This window comes from Amycolatopsis sp. WAC 04182 (genome assembly GCF_003947465.1).
Lineage (GTDB): Bacteria > Actinomycetota > Actinomycetes > Mycobacteriales > Pseudonocardiaceae > Amycolatopsis.
The window spans coordinates 879,723-896,956 of sequence record NZ_QHJJ01000004.1 but is presented as its reverse complement, the minus strand read 5'-3'; the positions used below and the strand labels follow the sequence as shown (position 1 = coordinate 896,956).

Genomic DNA, 17,234 nt, shown 5'->3' with positions numbered 1-17,234 from the left:
AATATATGCTGGGGGGCGTGAGAGGCGCCGGAGATTTCGTGATCGTGGGCGGCCGGGTCGTCGCCCCGGACCGTGTACTCGACGACGGCTGGCTGGCTATCGCCGGCGGCAAGATCGTCCAAATCGGTTCCGGGACACCCCCGGACATCGACCGCGTGGACGTGGACGGGTGCCTGGTAGTGCCCGGCTTCGTCGATACCCACTGCCACGGCGGCGGGGGCGGATCGTTCTCCAGCGCGAACCCCGAGGAACTGATGCGCGCGGTCCGCGCGCATCGGCGGCACGGGACCACGACCATGCTCGGCAGTCTGGTCTCGGACCCCGTCCCGGTGCTCAGGGACCAGATCGCGGCCCTGCGTGAGCTGGTCCAAGAGGGTGAACTTGCCGGAATTCACCTTGAAGGACCCTTCATCTCGAAGGCGCGGTGCGGAGCGCACGACCCGGCGACGCTGATCGAGCCGGACACGGCGACGGTCAACGCGCTGCTCGGCGCCGGCCGCGGCGACATCCGGATGGTCACCCTCGCCCCCGAACTGCACGGCGGGATCAAGGCGGTCCGGCAACTGGCCGAATCGGGCGTCATCGCCGCCATCGGGCACACCGACGGCGTCGAGGACCAGATCATCCCCGCGATCGACGCGGGCGCCTCCGTCGCGACCCACCTCTTCAACGCCATGCGGCCTCTCCACCACCGCGAACCCGGCCCGATCGGCGCCCTCCTCGACGACGAGCGCATCACCGTCGAACTGATCTGCGACCTCGTCCACGTGCACCCGACCGTGCTGCGGCTGGCCGCGCACCACGCGGGCAAGGGCCGGACGGTGCTCATCACCGACGCCATGTCGGCCACCGACGCCGCCGACGGCAGCTACATCCTCGGCCGCCTCGAGGTCGACGTCCGCGACGGTGTCGCCACCCTCGCGGGCAACGGTTCGCTGGCGGGCAGCACGCTGACCATGGACGCGGCCTTCCGCAACATGGTCCGCGGCGCGGGCATCGACCTGCTCGACGCCGTCCGGGCCACCTCCGGGCGCCCCGCCGAACTGCTCGGCATCGCCGACCGGACCGGCTCGCTGCGCGCCGGGCTCGCGGCCGACGTCGTCGTGCTCGACCGCGACCTGCGACCGGTCAAGGTGCTTCGTCAGGGCGAGTGGGTCAAGGACGAGGCTGCGGCTACATTGAGCGCCACGGCCCCGCTGAGCGGGGCGGTCGAAGGCGGTGTGTCGGTCAGCGACGGGTAGCGGCGAAAGGAGTCCCGGATGAGCGAGCCCAAGGACCCGGAGAAGCTCCTAGCCGACGCCTTGCGCGCTCAAGCAGTCTTCGCCCCTTCGGCGGAGCGGGCCTCCGAGACGACCGCGGACAAACCGACCGAAACGGACACCGAGAGTAACTCCGGGGGTCCCGGAGAACACGAGCTGCCGCTTCAGTACGGGCTGCTGTCCGGTGCCGGCGCCGGCTCCCTCGAACGGGAGCGCGTCGCGCTGGAAGACGCCGAAACGGCCAGGCTGGCGGAGCGCCCGACCCCGCCTCCGGCACCTTCGCCGAGCAGCCCGCCTCTGCCCGCGTACTGGGTGTTGCTGCTGGCTGTCCTGCTGGGGCTCGCCGCCGGCTCGGTGATCGGGCTGCTCACGCTGATCTGAGCCGCCCTCTCCCGCCGGATCAAGGCACTCAGCGTCACCCTGTACCGTTTTGGTGTGATCCTGGCGCAGAACACCGTGACGACGATGGGCCTCCTGCCGGAGTGGCTGGACCCGATCCACCTGCTCGACGGGCTGACCGTCCCGGTCATCACCATCCTCTGCTTGATCATCTTCATCGAGAGCAGCATCTTCCCGGTGCTGCCCGGTGACTCCCTCCTGTTCACCGCGGGCCTGCTCATCGCCGGGGACAAGATCCAGGCCCCGCTGTGGCTGGTCTGCGTGCTGGTCACCGTCGCCGCCCTGCTCGGCAACATGCTCGGCTACGGCCTCGGCTGGAAGATCGGCCCCTGGCTGTTCCGCAAGCCGGATTCGAAGTTCTTCAACAAGAAGTACGTCGACCAGACCCACGCCTTCCTGGAGAAGCACGGGCCGAAGGCGGTCGTGCTGGCGCGGTTCGTGCCGTTCGTGCGGACGTTCATCACCTGGATCGCCGGCATCGGCAAGATGGACCCGAAGAAGTACTTCACCTACACCGTCATCGGCGGCATCCTGTGGGCCGCCGGGATCACCGCGCTCGGCCACCTGCTCGGCGACATCCCGTTCATCCGCGACAACATCGACGCGATCTTCATCCTGATCGTGCTGGTGTCGGTGGTGCCGATCGTGATCGAGTACCTCAAGTCCCGCCGCGAGAAGAAGCACGCGGCCACCGCGACCGGCCTCGTCGCCGACACCGCCGAGGACATCACGCAGCAGATCCCGCGCGTACGGGACTGACCCTTACGGCAAGTACATGAAGGCCCCCTTCCTTGCGCTAGACGCAAGGAAGGGGGCCTTCATGTACTTGGGCCACAACACGGCTTTCAGAGGGAGAACATCGAGCCCGGGTTGAAGAGGTTCCCCGGGTCCAGTGCCTGCTTGATCTGCCGGTGCACGCGGATGCCGACCTCGCCGATCTCCTTCGCGAGCCACTCGCGTTTGATCCGGCCGATGCCGTGCTCGCCGGTGACCGTTCCGCCCAGCGACAGGCTGACGTCGAGGATCGCGTCGAAGGCCGTCCGCGCGCGGGCGAACTCCTCCTCGGAGTCGGGCGCGTAGACGATCGTCGGGTGCATGTTGCCGTCACCGGCGTGGCCGACAACGGCGATCCGCAGCCCGACCTCTTCGCTGATCCGCTCGCAGCCGGCGATCAGTTCGGCGATGCGCGTGCGCGGCACGCAGACGTCGTCGGTCAGCCAGACGCCGTACATCTCCAGCGCGGTGAGCACGACCCGCCGCGCCTGCAGCAGCATCTTGCCCTCTTCGAGATCTTCGGTGGCGTAGGCGAGATCCGCGCCGCAGTCGACACAGATCTGTTCCAGCGCCGCGAGTTCCCGGCGGGCGACCTCGCCGCCGGAGTCGGATTGCGCGAGCAGCAGGGCTTTGCAATCCGAGCTCGTGCCGAGGTCGGTCTTGAGGTAGGCCTCGGCCGCTTTGATGGAGGTCGCGTCCATGATCTCCATGAGCGACGGCACCAGTCCCTCGCGCACGACTCGCGCGACGGCCTCGCCCGCGGCCTCCGTGCTGTTGAAGGCGGCGACGAGGGTGGCGGGCAACTGTGGCAACGGTTTCAGCGCGACGGTCGCCTCCGTGATCACGCCGAGCGTGCCCTCACTGCCGACGAAGAGCCGCGCGAGGTCGTAGCCCGCGACGCCCTTCACGGTGCGCCGCCCGGTCTTCAGCACCGAGCCGTCGGCGAGCACGACTTCCAGTCCCAGCACGGAATCCGTGGTGACGCCGTACTTCACACAGCACAGCCCGCCGGCGTTGGTGGACAGGTTCCCGCCGATGGTGCACCAGTCGTAGCTGGACGGGTCCGGCGGATAGAACAGGCCGTGCTTCTCCACCGCGTTGCGGAAATCGAGGTTCACCACGCCGGGCTGCACGACGGCGAGCCGGTTGCCTTCGTCGATCTCGACGATCTTGTCGAGTTTGGTCAGCACCAGCACGACACAGCCGTCGATCGCGTTCGCGGCGCCGGACAGACCACTGCCGGCGCCGCGGGGCACGATCGGCACCTCGAACTCCGCGCAGGCCTTGACCACGGCCTGCACCCCCTCGACGTCGGACGGCAGCACCACCGCGAGGGGTTTGCCGCTGTCGGCCAGCGGCATCATGTCGCGCGAGTAGGCGTCCGTGACGTCGGTGTCGGTGAGCACCGCGGCGTCGCCGAGATGCTCGCGGAGCCGGGTGACCAGGGCATGGTTGTTCATACCCTCATCGTAGGCTCGATTAGATCCGCTCTGCGGAAATTTTTTTCCGATCGAGCAGAATGAAGGCCTGAACACCTGTATAGACGAGCACGGCCACACCCGCCCATGCGGTTACGTGCACCCCTTGGGTGAAGGCTTCGCGAGCCGATTCCAGGAGCGCCTGTCCCGCGACAGGGTCGAGTTGCTGCGCCGTCGCGACCGCGCCACCCAGCGTGTCCCGGGCGGCTTCGGCCGTCCCCTCCGGCAGGCCGGACCGGTAGGCCGCGGTCGCGACACTGCCGAGGATGGCCGTGCCAAGCGCGCCGCCCAGCTCGAACCCGGTCTCGGAGATCGCCGAAGCGGCCCCGGCGCGTTCGGTCGGAGCGGCCGAGATGACCAGGTCGTTCGTCAGCGTCTCCGACAGGGCGACACCGCCACCGAGCAGCGTGAACGACACCACGACGTACGCGAGCCCGCCGCCGGACGACACCTGGGTCAGTGCCAGGAAACCGACCGCCGCGACCAGGAGACCACCACTGACCAACAGCGATACCCGGATCCGCTTCGCGAGCCAGGCCGCGAGGAGCGCGCCGGCGACACCGGCGACCGTCGCCGGGAGCATCCACAGCGCGGCCACGACCGGGCTCAGCCCGAGCACCAGCTGCAGGTACTGCGGCACCAGGAACAGCAGGCCGACCATGGCGAACACGCCGAGCATGTTCGTCACGACGGAGCCGCTGAAGGCCCGGTTCGAGAACAGCTTCAGGTCGAGCATCGGCTCGTCGAGGCTGTTCTGCCTGCGGACGAACACGACACCGAGCGCGAGCCCGAGCACGACGCTGACCGCGGCTTTCCAGGTGAAGCCGTCTTCGGCGACCAGCTTGATGCCGTAGACCACCGGCAGCATCGCGGCCAGCGACAGCAGCGCCGACAGCGGGTCGAAGCGGCCCGGCTTCGGGTCACGCGCCTCCGGCAGCAGGAACGGGCCGACGACCAGCAGCACCACCATCACCGGGACGTTGATGAGGAAGACCGAACCCCACCAGAAATGCTCCAGCAGCCAGCCGCCGAGCACCGGTCCGAGCGCCATCCCACCGGAGAACCCGGCACTCCACACGGCGATCGCGGTCCGGCGCTGTTTGGCGTCGACGAAGATGCTGCGGATCAGCGACAGCGTCGACGGCATCAGCGTCGCGCCACCCACGCCGAGCAGCGCCCGGGCGATGATCAGCATGAACGCGCTGGTCGAGAAGGCCGCGAGCACCGACGCGGCACCGAACGCCGCGGCGCCCATGAGCAGCAGCTTGCGGCGGCCGATGCGGTCACCGAGCGTGCCCATCAGGACCAGCAGGCCGGCCAGCATGAACGAGTAGATGTCGACGATCCACAACTGCTCCGCACCGGTGGGCGCCAGATCCTCGGACAGGAACGGCAGCGCGAACCCGAGCACCGTCATGTCCACGCTGATCAGCAGCACCGGAAGCACCAGTACCGCCAACGCCCACCACTGCTTGCGCCTCGCCATGGCGCACTCTCCTTTAGCTAAACCGTCTGGACGGTACAGTTACCGCCTCGTTCGAAGGTAAACCGTCCAGACGGTATAGTCAACTGATATGGCGAAGCCCACCGCGAAGGAACGCATCCTCGACTCCTACGAGGAGATCCTCATCGAGCACGGCCCCGGTGGGGTCACCCTCGACGCCGTCGCCGCGCACGCGGGCGTCTCGAAGGGTGGCCTGCTCTACCACTTCGGCTCGAAGGAAGCCCTGGTAGAGGGCCTGATGGAGCGTCTCGCCACGTTGTCGGACGAAGACCTCGAACAGGCACAGAAGGCGCCGGAAGGCGTCGTTTCCTGGTACCTGCGCACCGCCATCACCGACGTGACCCAGCGCAAGCCGCTGCACCGCACGACCATGGCGACGATCCGGATCATGCTCAACGAACCGCGGGTCGCCGAGGTCGTCCAGGTCTACAACCAGAAGATCCACGACCTGATCAGCGAGCACGTCGACGACCCGCTGACCGCGGAACTGATCATCCTGGTGGGCGACGGCCTCTACCTGCGGGCGGCACTCGGCCGGGACGACGCGAGCCCCCTGCTCGACCGGATCGACGAGATCAAGGCCCGCCTCCAGCGCTGACGCCAGAGGCCCTACATCTGCAGGCCGTAGACGCGCTCGATCGGGATGGTCAGCAGAACGCGCTGGTCGGCGACCATCGCGTCGCGGAACTCGTCCCAGTCCGGATGCTCGCCCCGGGCCCGCCGATAGTGGTCCACCAGCGCGTCGACGGTCGCGTCGTCGCGCGAAGCGGCGGTCGGCGTGAGCACCGCCGGGCCTTCGACGACGACGTAGCCGTCACCGCTCTCGGTCGACACGTGGAACGTCGCCCGCGGATCACGCCGGAGGTTCTTGGTCTTGGCGCGCGGAGCGGTGATCGAAATCAGGATGGCGCCGGCGTCCGCGTCGTAGAGGTAGTTGACGGTCGACAGCTGGGGCCGCCCGTCCCGCTTGATGGTGGCGAGGGTGCCGAAGTTTCGGGCGGCGAGGATCGCGTAGAGCGCGGAGTCGGTCATGTCTCCATCAAAGCAAAAGTGCAGCTCAGGGCGAACCGGACAAACATGCACGAATAAATGTGCTTGCATGCGGCAACTAAAGTGTCATCCGACACACAACGTCACTTTCTCCTTGCGAAGCATCTTTGAGAGGAACATCCTTGCTCTAGGCAACTAGTTGCAGTGACCAAGCAACCGGCGAGAGAGACCACCATGACCCCCACGACACCCGGCACCAGGTCGAAGGCCGACCTCGATCTGGCCGACACCCTCGGGCACGAGCTCGTGCGGCTCGTGCGCCTGGTCAACCGGGCGAAGTCCCAGGTGTCCAAACAGGGACCGGACGGCATCGAGCGGGCCGCGTACGCGATCCTCTTCTGCCTCATCCACGTCGGCCCCCAGCGGACCAGCAAACTCGCCGAGTTCCTGCACTCCGAGATCTCGACCATCAGCAGGCAGTCGAGCTCTCTCGTCCAGCACGGGCTGGTCGAGCGCCTGGCCGACCCCGAAGACGGCCGCGCCTGCCTGCTCGCACCGACCGCCGAAGGGCATCGGGTGTTCGAGGAGAACCGGAAGCAGCGGAACCAGTGGCTCGCCGAGGTACTCGGCGACTGGTCCGACGAAGACCGGAAGACCCTCAACTCGCTGTTCCACCGGCTGAACGACGACCTCGAAAAAACATCTCCACAGTTCGCCGACCCCGCGTCGGCGTCGAAGGCCAAGGGGGCCTGAAGCAATGAGTTCCGCAGTAGAAAGTCCACCAGCCGTCGAAGAAGACGGGCCCCGGCTCAGTCACCGTCAGATCGTCACGATCCTGATCGGCCTGATGTCGGGCATGTTCCTCGCCGCGCTCGACCAGACGATCGTGGGGACCTCGATCGTCCGGATCGCCAACGACCTCAACGGGTTCGACCTGCAGGCGTGGATCACCACGGCCTACCTGATCACCTCGACGATCGTCACGCCGATCTACGGCAAGCTGTCCGACATCTACGGGCGCAAGCCGTTCTACATCGCCGCGATCTCGATCTTCCTGATCGGCTCGGTCGCCTCGGCGTTCGCGACGTCGATGTACGAACTGGCCGCGTTCCGCGCGATCCAGGGTCTCGGCGCCGGCGGTCTGATGTCGCTGGCGATGACGATCATGGGCGACATCGTGCCGCCGCGGGAACGTGCCCGCTACCAGGGTTACTTCCTCGCCGTGTTCGGTATCTCCACCGTGCTCGGCCCGGTGCTCGGCGGGTTCTTCGCCGACTTCGACAAGCTCGGCAGCGTCTTCGGCTACGACATCGCCGGCTGGCGCTGGGTGTTCCTGATCAACGTGCCGATCGCGATCGTCGCGCTGTTCGTCGTCGCCCGCGTGCTCAACGTGCCGCACCAGCGCCACGACCACAAGATCGACTGGTGGGGCGGGCTCGCGCTCATCGTCGCCGTCGTGCCGTTCCTGATCGTCGCCGAGCAGGGCAACAAGTGGGGCTGGGGCTCGCAGAACGCGATCCTCTGCTACGTCATCGGCGCCATCGGCGTGGTCGCCTTCATCTTCATCGAGAAGCTGATGAAGGACGCGGCGCTGATCCCGCTGCGGCTGTTCAAGAACTCGACCTTCACGGTCGCGATCATCGGCGGTGTCATCGTCGGTGTCGCGATGTTCGGCGCGATCATGATGATCCCGCAGTACATGCAGGTCGTTCAGGAGTTCTCGCCGACCGAGTCGGGGCTGCTGATGATCCCGCTGATGGCGGGCATCATGAGCGGTTCGATCATCTCGGGCCAGATCACCAGCAAGACCGGCCGCTACAAGGTGTTCCCGGTGGTCGGCACGCTGCTGATCGCGGCGGGCGCGTTCTTCTTCGCGCAGGTCGAGTACAACAGCGCGCTGTGGCACCCGCTGGTCGCGGCCGCGATCATCGGGCTCGGCCTCGGTGCCTGCATGCAGACGCTGATCATCGCGGTGCAGAACGCGGGCCCGCGCAGCGACATGGGCGTCTCGACCGCTTCGGCGACGTTCTTCCGGCAGATCGGTGGTACCGCGGGTGTCGCGGTGTTCCTGACGATCCTGTTCAACGTCCTGCCGGGCAACATCACCAAGGCGTTCGGCGGCAACGCGCCGACCGGTGAAGGCGCCGCGGCGCTGGGCGACCTCACCACGAACACGAGCGGGATCGCGAACCTGCCCGAGGCCATCAAGACCCCGGTGCTGATCGGCTTCACCGAGTCGATCACCACGGTGTTCTACGTGGCGGGCGCGGTCGCGCTGCTGGCGACGCTGGTCCTGATGTTCATGAAGGAGATCCCGCTTCTCGGCGGTTCGGCACCTTCGGCGGCTTCGGCCCTCGAAGGCGGCGAAGCACTCCTCGAAGAGGACGCGCCTGTCGAAACGGCCTCCGAGAAGACGGTCGTGACCGCGCCCGTCGAGGCCGGGAAGCACGCGATCACCAACGGGAACGGGGCGTACCGGGCGGGATCCGCGCAGATCAGCGGGCACGTCCGCCGGGACGACGCCACGAACGTCGCGGGGGCGGCGCTGACCCTGATCGACCACAACGGCAATCAGGTGGCCAGGACGCACACGAACGAGAACGGCGTCTATTCGTTCGCCGGCATCGTGGGCGGGCGGTACACGCTCGTCGCCAGCGGCCGCTGGTTCCGGCCGGTCGCGGCGACGCTGACCGCCACCGGGGCCGGGGTGCTGCGCCACGACTTCGAACTGGTCAGCACGATCCTGCTGAGCGGGGTCGCCCGCACCGACGGTGACCGGGTGGTGCCGGACGCGCGGATCACCGTGCTCGACTCCTCGGGCGGTGTCGCCGCCGTGGCGAGGACCGACGCGGAGGGCAACTACACGGTCAGCGACCTGCCCGCCGGGACCTACACGGTGATCGCGAGCGGCTACCCGCCCGCGACCAGCCGGGTGGACCTGCTGGGCGGTGACCAGGCCGAACACGACGTCCGGCTGAGCTACGACCAGGCGCTCGACGAGCTTGTCGAGCACTAGTCCCGAGCGCTAGGAACGGTCCGTTCCTAGCACGGGTGGGGCGGCGGTGAGGCCTGGGTCGGGTTGGTCGCCCCCTGCACTACATGAAGGCCCCCTTCCTTGCGCCTGGCGCAAGGAAGGGGGCCTTCATGTACTTGGGGCAGGAGCCTTCACGGACCCGCGACCACCTGGCCGCCGCATTCAGTAGGTACCCAAGACACCCTTTGTCCTAACCCGAAGCGCCACTCACGACCATCTCGCCGCGGGTGACCGGGCCGTTGACACCCCGATTCCACGGTTCGGCCGCATGCGGTTCGCGAAGTACACGTAGGCTCGCGTCGTGAGTGAGGTGTACACCGAGGCCGCGGGCATCGGCGTGAGCTGGCTCGACACCGCCGGGCCGGTGCTCGTCTGGGTGATCGTGCTGAGCTTCATCTTCGTGGAGTGCGCGCTGATCATCGGACTTTTCCTGCCCGGCGACTCCCTGCTGTTCGCCGCCGGGGTCGTCCTCGCGCAGCACGGCTCCGACCTGAACGCGTGGCTGCTGTCGGCCGCCGCGCTGCTGGTCGCGATCCTCGGCAACCAGGTGGGGTATTACATCGGGCGGTCGACGGGCACGAAGCTGATCGCGCGCCGCGGCGGCAAGGTACTGAACCGGCACAACCTGGACCGCGCCAGGGCCTTCCTGGATCGCAAGGGTTTCTTCGCCATCGTCGCCGCGCGCTGGATCCCGTGGATCCGCACGCTGGCGCCGCTGATCGCGGGGACCGCGCGGATGGATCCGCGCCGGTTCGCGCTCGCGACCGCGCTCGGCGGGCTGCTCTGGGTGCCGACGCTGGTGCTGCTCGGCTACTACGGCGCCGGCCTGCTGGACCAGCTTCCGTGGGTGAAGACGGTCGCGCTCTGGGTGAGCGTCGCGTTCTTCGTGGTCGGCACGGCCTACGGCGTGATCCGCTACCGCCAGGAGATGCGGCGCCCCGCCGAAGAGACCGAGGAGAGCACCGCCTAAACCTCGGGGTCCGCCCAGATCTCCAGCTGGATGCCGTCGGGGTCACGGAACACGATGACCGACGAACCTTCCAGCGTCCGCGACCCCTTCGACGGCGTGTAGAAAACGCCGTACTCCGAGAGCCGCGCTTCCCATTCGGCCAGCTCCGAGCGCGATGAGACCTTGAACGCCACGTGGTCCAGACCTGTGCGTCGTTCGTCGAATCGCGGCCGCTCGGTGTCCTGGTGTTCGACCAGTACCACCGCGAAACCCTCGCTCGGCGACCTGAGCACGACCTTCCGCAGACCCGTTTCGGGGTCTTCACGACGCGTGAACTCTTCGAGTTCGAGCACTCGGGCGTACCAGGGCACGCTCCGGTCCACATCGGTCACGGTGAGTGCCAGGTGGTGCACAGACATGAGCTTGGACATCGGGGATGACCGTCCTGATCAAGAGCTTGGGGGCGCAACCAGGGTGACACAGGCGCCTCGGGCCACGAGGTGATCCGCCGACTTCCCACATGAATCGTGATATCCGCCGGGAAACAGTGTTAAAAAGTGGCTGAACCGCACGCGGAGCCGATATCGCCCCGTGACCGCTCCGTGGCCCCGGATGTCAACGTCCTCCGCCGACGGTCAGCACCGTCCCGGTGGTGTACGACGCGGCGGGGGAAAGCAGCCACAGCACGGCTTCCGCGACTTCGCCGGGTTCGCCCGCCCGTCCCATCGGAATGGTCGGCGCGATCCGCTCCATCCGATCGGGCAAGCCGGCCGCGGCGTGCAGTCCGGTGTGGATCATGCCCGGTGCGACCGCGTTGACCCGAATGGATTCTTTCGCGACTTCTTGCGCAACGCCGTAAGTCATCGTTTCGACCGCGGCCTTGGTGCCGGCGTAGTGGACCCATTCGCCTGGCGAACCGGTCCGCGCGGCGGTGGAGGACAGCGTCACGATCGCGCCGCCGTCACCGCCGTACCGGGTGGACATCCGGCGGATGCCCTCGCGAACGCACAGGAAGACCCCCGTGATGTTGACATCGACGACACGACGGACGACGTCGACGTCGTATTCGTCGAAGCGGCCTGGGGTGTTGCCGGTGATGGCCGCGTTCGCGACCAGCCCGGCGAGCGGGCCCAGCTCGACGGCGGCGTCGAACAGGGCCACCACGTCGTCTTCGGACGCGACATCACCGCGCTGGGTGATCGCCCGGACCCCGTGCTTCCGGACGCGCGACGCGACATCCTCGGCCGCTTCGGCGTCACCCGCGTAGTTGACGACGACGTCGTAACCGCGCGCGGCGGCCAGTTCGCAGACCGCCGCGCCGATGCCCTTGCTTCCGCCGGTAACGACGAGAACACCACTCATATGGCGAAGTTAACCAGCGGGAGGTTCTCGAGGACCAGGTCGGCCCGGCTGCTGGTGGACGCGATCAGATCGGCGTTGCGCTGGTCGGAACCGAGCGCGCGGCGACGCGCTTCGACCAGCGAGCGGCCGTAGCGGCGGTGCCGCGAGACGAGCCGCTCGATGCGCTCGGGTTCGTCCGGCGCGAGGAACCACGACTCGGCGAGGATCGGCTTCACGCCGCTCCACGGGTCGTCCTGCATGAGCAGGTAGTTGCCCTCGGTGATGACCAGCGGGACGTCCGGCGTGACCGCGACGGCGCCGGCGATCGGCTCCTCGATCTCCCGGCGGAACTCGGGCGCGTAGACCGTCTCGCGGCCTTCGGCGAGCCTGCGCAGCAGGTGTACGTACCCGGCGGCGTCGAAGGTGTCCGGCGCGCCCTTGCGCTCCACCCGCCCGAGCCGCTGCAGTTCCACCTGCGCCAGGTGGAAGCCGTCCATCCCGACCACCGCGGCCCTCGTGCCCAGCGCCTTCGCCAGGCCCCAGGCCAGCGTCGTCTTGCCGGACGCGGGGGCGCCGACGATGCCGAGCACGCTGCGCTGTCCCGGCTTCGCCAGCGTCTGAGCCCTGCTCAGCAGGTCCTCGAACACCGGAGGCATGGCTGTCATGGCAGTACTTCTCCCCTCTTCGCGACCGCGGCCGTCCACGACCTCGGTCCTTCATGCCGCACCCGTTCGGCGGCCACCTCGTTGGCGAACCCGATCCAGCCAGGGACGTCCCCTTGGTCCCGGGCGACCGCGTACGCGAAAGCCCCGTGCCATACGTCGCCCGCGCCCAGCGTGTCACGCGCCCGGGTGACCGGGACGGGGACGGCACCGGATCCGTCCGCCGTCGACCAGCGGACCGGGTCGGGTCCGGCGGTCGTGATCACCACGGGCACGCCGTGCTCGCGCGGGTCGTCCCCGCGGTACAGCGAGGAGCACGCGGCGATGTCGACCAGCGGCAGGAGTTCGGGGAAGACCGGCTTCCAGCTCCCGGCGTCGAGCACCACCGGTATCGCGCGCTCCTTCGCCCAGCGCGCGACCTCCAGGGCCACCTCCGGATGGTGCCCGTCGAGGAGCACGCACCCGGGCATTTCGTCCTCTGAATGCGGTAGTCGCGCGTGCAAGGACCGCATCGAGAGGACTGAATGCGCAGAAGCGTGGGCGTTGCGCGAGACGACGGTCCGTTCGCCGTCGGAGTCACGGACGACGATGGCGCTGATCGCGGGCGGATCGGGCCGTCCCGGATCGAGGTCGACCAGGTCGACGCCGTGCGTTTCGAGGTCCGCGCGCGCGAGTGCCGCCAGCGGGTGCGCACCGGCGACCGTCAGGAGCGTCGCCCCGGCACCGAGCGCGGCCACGGTCACCGCCGCGTTCGTCGCCGGCCCCCCGGCGGCGACGTCCATCGACAGCGAACGCACCTTCTCGCCCGGCGCCGGGATCTCGGCGACGCGCTGAACCTGGTCGACGGTGCATAGGCCCGCCAGCAGCACTCTCACTACAGTCCTGTGTGGACGGCCGACGCGACCTCTTCGACTTCGCCGTTCTCACCGATCTTCAGCGCACCCGTGAGCAGGCCGACGACCTGGTTCATGGTGTGCGTCTTCGGCGAGACCACCGCGACGCGCTTGCCGAGGCGGTGCACGTGGATGCGGTCGGCGATGTCGAACACGTGCGGCATGTTGTGGCTGATCAGCACCACCGGCAGGCCGCGTTCGCGGATCCGGTTGATCAGATCGAGCACCTTGCCGGATTCGGCGACGCCGAGCGCGGCGGTGGGCTCGTCCATGATCACCGCCTTGGTGCCGAACGCGGCCGCCCGCGCGACCGCGACACCCTGGCGCTGCCCGCCGGACAACGTCTCCACCGGCTGCGTGATGGACTTGATGTTGATGCCGAGTTCGTCGAGGATCCGCTGCGCGTCGGCCCGCATAGTCGCCGTGTCCAGTTTCCGGAACAGCTGCCCGAGGAGATCCTTACGCCGCTTTTCCCGGCCGAGGAACATGTTCGACGCGATGTCGAGCGCGGGCGCGACGGCGAGATCCTGGTACACCGTCTCGATCCCGTAGTGGCGAGCGTCCAAAGGGGACTTGAAGTGGACGGTCGCACCGTCCACTTTGATCTCGCCGGAATCCGGGATCACCGCTCCCGAGAGGGTTTTGATGAGGCTGGACTTCCCGGCGCCGTTGTCGCCGACGACGGCGAGCACCTCGCCGGGGAACAGCTCGAAGTCGGCACCGTCGATGGCGGTGACCCGGCCGTAGCGTTTGACCAGTCCCTGAGCGGACAACGTGGGTGTCGTCATGACTGCCGCCTCCTCGCGAAACGGTCGACGCAGACCGCGCCGATGAGCAGGGCACCGGTGGCGACGTCCTGGTAGAGCGCGTCGACGCCGAGCTGGGTCAAGCCGGACCGCAGGACCGCGACGACCAGCGCGCCCATCATCGTGCCGAGTACCGAACCCCGGCCGCCGAACAGGCTCGCGCCGCCGAGCACCACCGCGGTGATGGAGTCGAGGTTGCCGAGCTGGAAGGCGTTCGGGTCGGCGTTCGGCACGCGGCCGAGCGCCTGCCAGGCGGCGATCCCGACGATCACCCCGGCGACGATGTACACCGAAAGGATCGTGCGGTTGACCTTGATCCCAGACAGCCGCGCGGATTCCGGCGCGTTGCCGACCGCGTAGACGTGCTTGCCCCAGGGAGTCCGCGTGAGCGCGTACCAAAGTCCCAGGTACATCAGGAAGGCCAGCGTCATGCCGTAGGTGATCGGGATGCCGCCGAAGAGGTACCGGCGGGTGCCGAGCCATTTGAGCAGTTCGTCGGCGACCGGGACGGCCTGCCCGCTCGCGAACAGTTTCGCGGCCGCGGTGAGCACGGTCAGCAGGCCGAGCGTGACGATGAACGGCGGCAGTTTGATCCGGGTGACCAGCGAACCGGTGACCATGCCGATCACCACCGTCGCCACGATTCCCAGCAGCAGCGCCCAGATCCCGGAGACGCCGCCGACCACGAGTTTCGCCATGATCAGCGTCGCGAGCACCATCGCGGCCGCGTTGGCCAAGTCGATCCCCGCGGTCAGGATGATCAGCGTCTGCCCGAGGGCGAGCGTGCCGACCACCAGGGACTGTTGCACCACAAGGGAAAGGTTGTCGAGGTCGAGGAAGGTGTCGGTCGAGAGCGAGAACACCACGATCGCGACGAGCAGGGCCAGCGCGGGCCCGACCGCGGGCGCGCGCAGGAAGAACTCACCGATCGTCGGGCGTTCGTTGCCTTTGAGGGTTGCGGTAGTCACTTCGTCCCCCAGCAGTTCTCGAGGCCCCACTTGGTGTCCTGGCTTTCCACGCCGGGGATCGGCTTGTCCGTGATCACCGCGGAACCCGTGTCGACGAACCCGCTCGGCTTCTTGCCGGTCTTGGCGTATTCGACGGCGGCGAGGACGCCCTGCTCGGCCATCTTCTTGGGGAACTGCATGACCGTGGCGGCGTACTGGCCGTCGCGCACGTTCTTGACGCCTTCGCAGCCGCCGTCGATCGAGCCCATCACGATCTGGTTCACCAGGCCGCGGGCCTGGAGCGCGGCGTACGTGCCGCGGCCCATCGGCTCGTTCATCGTGTAGACGGCGTTGATGTCGGTGGTGCGCTGCAACAGGTTCTCGACACCCTGCTGTGCGAGGCTCTGGTCGCCGTTCGCGGGCGTCTTGCCCTTGATCTCCGGCGACGCGTCGGTCAGCCCGATGCCCTTGAGGAACCCCGTGTGCCGCTGGGTGTCCACTGTGGACCCGGCGGTGCCGTCCACCATGAACAGCTTCGGCGGCTTGCCCGCCAGCGCGGCCTTGACGTACGCGCCCTGCTGCCGTCCGGCCTCGAAGTTGTCCGTGGCGAAGGTGGCGTCGACGGCGGTGTCCGGTTCGGTCGCCGTGTCGAGCGCGATGACCAGCACCCCGGCCTTGCGGGCGCGGTCGATGGCGTCGAGGACGCCGGTCGAGGAACTCGGCGTGATCAGGATGGTGTTCGCACCCTGCTGCATGAGGTTCTCGATGGCCCTGACCTGGCCGTCGTTGTCGCCGTCGAACTGGCCGGCGAGCGCGCTGAACTCCGCGCCGTTCGCCTCGGCGGCGGCCTTGGCGGCCGCTCTCAGCTCCACGAAGTAGGGGTTGGTGTCGGTCTTGGTGACCAGGCCGACCTTGGCCTTGCCACCGCCGCCCGCGTTCGAACCGCCACCCCAGTGGCGTTCGACGGTGCACCCGGCCGAGGTCACCGCGAGTGCGGCGACCATGGCGAGCGCTAAGAGACTGCGCTGTCTCATGGGGGATGCCCTCCGATTCAAGGCTGTCCGTGATGGACCGGAAGGTAGACAGGGTTATGCTCAGTCGCAAGCGTTTGCGCAAACGCTTGCCAGCTGTCTTCCCGAGGATTGGTCATGCCGCCGTCTCGCTCGTCCCGCCCCACCCAACGCGACATCGCCGAGCTGGCGGGAGTCTCGATCACCACCGTTTCCCACGTGGTCAACGGGACGAGAGCGGTGGCCGAGGACACCAAACTGGCCGTCCTCCGCGCGATCGAGCAGACCGGCTACACCGGCGACGCCATCGCCCGCTCGCTGGTGACCGGCGGGACGCGGTCGATCGGTGTCGCGATCTCCCTCATCGCGAACCCGTACTTCGCCGTCCTGATCCAGGCGATCGAACGCGAGGCCGCCCTGGCCGGGTACACGGTCTTGCTCGCGGACACCCACGACACCGTCGACACCGAGCGTGAGACCGTGCGGACCCTGCGTTCGCGCCGGGTCGACGGGCTGCTGATCACGCCGTCGCCGGGCGACGGATCGGTGATCGGCGAACTCGTCTCACTCGACGTCCCGACCGTGCTCATCGACCGGCTGTCCACCCGCACCGACGTCGACCAGGTCGGCGCCGAGAACATCCAATCGACGTCCGCGCTGACCGCGCATCTGGCGTCGCTCGGGCACCAGCGGATCGGCATGATCAGCGGCACCGCCGGGCTGAGCACGAGCGAAGAGCGGATCCTCGGTTACCGCCTCGGGCTCGGTCGCTCGGGTTTGACCTGGTCGGAGGACCTGGTCGCGTGCGGGCAGTCCTCGCAGGCGGGCGGAGCCCTCGCGCTGAGCACGCTGCTCGCACTGCCGGAACCGCCGACGGCGCTGGTGGTCGCCAACGACACCATGATGGTCGGGGTGCTGCACGAGTTGCGGCGCCGCGGGCTGCGGGCGGGCGTCGATCTGCCGGTCGTGGTCTACGACGACGTCGAATGGGCCGACCTGGTCGATCCGCCGCTGACGACGATGGCGCAGCCGATCGAGGAGATAGGCACACAGGCAGTACGCCTGCTGCTGGCCAGGATCAACGATCCGGCACGCAAGGCCCAGACGATGCGGATTCCGCCTACGCTCCGCCATCGCGCGTCCTGCGGATGCGCTCTCGTTCACTCACATTGATGATTGTTGGGAGAC

At 68.1% G+C, this 17,234-nt stretch carries 18 protein-coding genes; 8 read left to right on the top strand and 10 right to left on the bottom strand.

All coding sequences use genetic code 11. The features are described from left to right. The first annotated feature begins 38 nt into the window (after nucleotides 1–38). From nagA to DMH01_RS24550, 3 genes are read left to right on the top strand one after another with little or no spacing between them, the layout of a single operon-like run. Complete coding sequence (nagA, locus tag DMH01_RS24560) at nucleotides 39–1,241, top strand: N-acetylglucosamine-6-phosphate deacetylase (RefSeq protein ID WP_125679859.1); 1,203 nt, start codon at nucleotides 39–41, stop codon at nucleotides 1,239–1,241. Nucleotides 1,242–1,259: 18 nt separating this feature from the next. Next, a complete protein-coding gene (locus DMH01_RS24555) occupies nucleotides 1,260–1,640 on the top strand; it encodes a hypothetical protein (protein WP_125679566.1) in 381 nt (126 codons plus the stop codon). 54 nt (nucleotides 1,641–1,694) lie between these two features. Next, nucleotides 1,695–2,417 carry a DedA family protein gene (locus tag DMH01_RS24550; protein ID WP_125679565.1) on the top strand — a complete coding sequence of 241 codons (723 nt, stop codon included), beginning with the start codon at nucleotides 1,695–1,697 and terminating at the stop codon, nucleotides 2,415–2,417. A gap of 86 nt (nucleotides 2,418–2,503) precedes the next feature. Here DMH01_RS24550 and DMH01_RS24545 read toward each other — a convergent pair whose 3' ends face one another. Together DMH01_RS24545 and DMH01_RS24540 are read right to left on the bottom strand one after the other, a co-directional pair. Then, nucleotides 2,504–3,892: an FAD-binding oxidoreductase gene (locus DMH01_RS24545; RefSeq protein ID WP_125679564.1), complete on the bottom strand. Its 1,389-nt coding sequence runs from the start codon at nucleotides 3,890–3,892 to the stop codon at nucleotides 2,504–2,506. Nucleotides 3,893–3,911: 19 nt separating this feature from the next. After that, complete coding sequence (locus DMH01_RS24540) at nucleotides 3,912–5,396, bottom strand: MFS transporter (RefSeq protein ID WP_125679563.1); 1,485 nt, start codon at nucleotides 5,394–5,396, stop codon at nucleotides 3,912–3,914. Nucleotides 5,397–5,484: 88 nt separating this feature from the next. Here DMH01_RS24540 and DMH01_RS24535 point away from each other — a divergent pair, with 88 nt between their 5' ends. Further along, nucleotides 5,485–6,012 (top strand): TetR/AcrR family transcriptional regulator, encoded by a 528-nt coding sequence (locus DMH01_RS24535; RefSeq protein ID WP_125679562.1) that lies wholly within the window; start codon nucleotides 5,485–5,487, stop codon nucleotides 6,010–6,012. A gap of 11 nt (nucleotides 6,013–6,023) precedes the next feature. Here the strand turns inward: DMH01_RS24535 and DMH01_RS24530 are convergent, their stop codons facing one another. Continuing rightward, a complete protein-coding gene (locus tag DMH01_RS24530; RefSeq protein ID WP_125679561.1) occupies nucleotides 6,024–6,446 on the bottom strand; it encodes a PPOX class F420-dependent oxidoreductase in 423 nt (140 codons plus the stop codon). 192 nt (nucleotides 6,447–6,638) lie between these two features. On the opposite strand from DMH01_RS24530, the gene DMH01_RS24525 reads away from it, so the two are divergent. From DMH01_RS24525 to DMH01_RS24515, 3 genes are all read left to right on the top strand, one after another. Continuing rightward, nucleotides 6,639–7,157, top strand: coding sequence for a MarR family winged helix-turn-helix transcriptional regulator (locus DMH01_RS24525; protein ID WP_125679560.1), 519 nt, complete (start codon nucleotides 6,639–6,641; stop codon nucleotides 7,155–7,157). A 4-nt stretch (nucleotides 7,158–7,161) separates the two neighbouring features. Beyond that, the gene (locus DMH01_RS24520; protein ID WP_125679559.1) at nucleotides 7,162–9,420 is read left to right on the top strand and encodes an MFS transporter; all 2,259 of its coding nucleotides are present in this window, start codon (nucleotides 7,162–7,164) and stop codon (nucleotides 9,418–9,420) included. A gap of 319 nt (nucleotides 9,421–9,739) precedes the next feature. Then, nucleotides 9,740–10,408 (top strand): DedA family protein, encoded by a 669-nt coding sequence (locus DMH01_RS24515; protein WP_125679558.1) that lies wholly within the window; start codon nucleotides 9,740–9,742, stop codon nucleotides 10,406–10,408. On the opposite strand, the gene DMH01_RS24510 is transcribed toward DMH01_RS24515, so the two are convergent. The 7 genes from DMH01_RS24510 to DMH01_RS24480 form a co-directional block, all read right to left on the bottom strand. Further along, the gene (locus DMH01_RS24510) at nucleotides 10,405–10,818 is read right to left on the bottom strand and encodes a VOC family protein (protein WP_125679557.1); all 414 of its coding nucleotides are present in this window, start codon (nucleotides 10,816–10,818) and stop codon (nucleotides 10,405–10,407) included. The two genes, DMH01_RS24515 and DMH01_RS24510, sit on opposite strands and share 4 nt — an antisense overlap. A gap of 184 nt (nucleotides 10,819–11,002) precedes the next feature. Continuing rightward, nucleotides 11,003–11,749, bottom strand: a complete 747-nt coding sequence (locus tag DMH01_RS24505; protein ID WP_125679556.1) for an SDR family oxidoreductase — start codon at nucleotides 11,747–11,749, stop codon at nucleotides 11,003–11,005. Continuing rightward, nucleotides 11,746–12,393: a nucleoside/nucleotide kinase family protein gene (locus DMH01_RS24500; RefSeq protein WP_125679555.1), complete on the bottom strand. Its 648-nt coding sequence runs from the start codon at nucleotides 12,391–12,393 to the stop codon at nucleotides 11,746–11,748. Before DMH01_RS24500 ends, DMH01_RS24505 begins: the two co-directional genes overlap by 4 nt. Further along, nucleotides 12,390–13,259, bottom strand: a complete 870-nt coding sequence (locus DMH01_RS24495) for a PfkB family carbohydrate kinase (protein ID WP_199745627.1) — start codon at nucleotides 13,257–13,259, stop codon at nucleotides 12,390–12,392. The genes DMH01_RS24500 and DMH01_RS24495 overlap by 4 nt, the downstream gene beginning before the upstream one ends. A gap of 5 nt (nucleotides 13,260–13,264) precedes the next feature. After that, entirely contained in the window at nucleotides 13,265–14,071 is an 807-nt protein-coding gene (locus tag DMH01_RS24490; RefSeq protein ID WP_125679553.1) for an ATP-binding cassette domain-containing protein, read from the bottom strand. After that, nucleotides 14,068–15,057 (bottom strand): ABC transporter permease, encoded by a 990-nt coding sequence (locus DMH01_RS24485; protein WP_125679552.1) that lies wholly within the window; start codon nucleotides 15,055–15,057, stop codon nucleotides 14,068–14,070. The genes DMH01_RS24490 and DMH01_RS24485 overlap by 4 nt, the downstream gene beginning before the upstream one ends. After that, nucleotides 15,054–16,070 carry a substrate-binding domain-containing protein gene (locus DMH01_RS24480; protein ID WP_125679551.1) on the bottom strand — a complete coding sequence of 339 codons (1,017 nt, stop codon included), beginning with the start codon at nucleotides 16,068–16,070 and terminating at the stop codon, nucleotides 15,054–15,056. The genes DMH01_RS24485 and DMH01_RS24480 overlap by 4 nt, the downstream gene beginning before the upstream one ends. Before the next feature lie 114 nt (nucleotides 16,071–16,184). Between DMH01_RS24480 and DMH01_RS24475 the strand changes: the two genes are divergently transcribed. Then, entirely contained in the window at nucleotides 16,185–17,219 is a 1,035-nt protein-coding gene (locus DMH01_RS24475; protein ID WP_037334537.1) for a LacI family DNA-binding transcriptional regulator, read from the top strand. The last annotated feature ends 15 nt before the right edge of the window (nucleotides 17,220–17,234 follow it).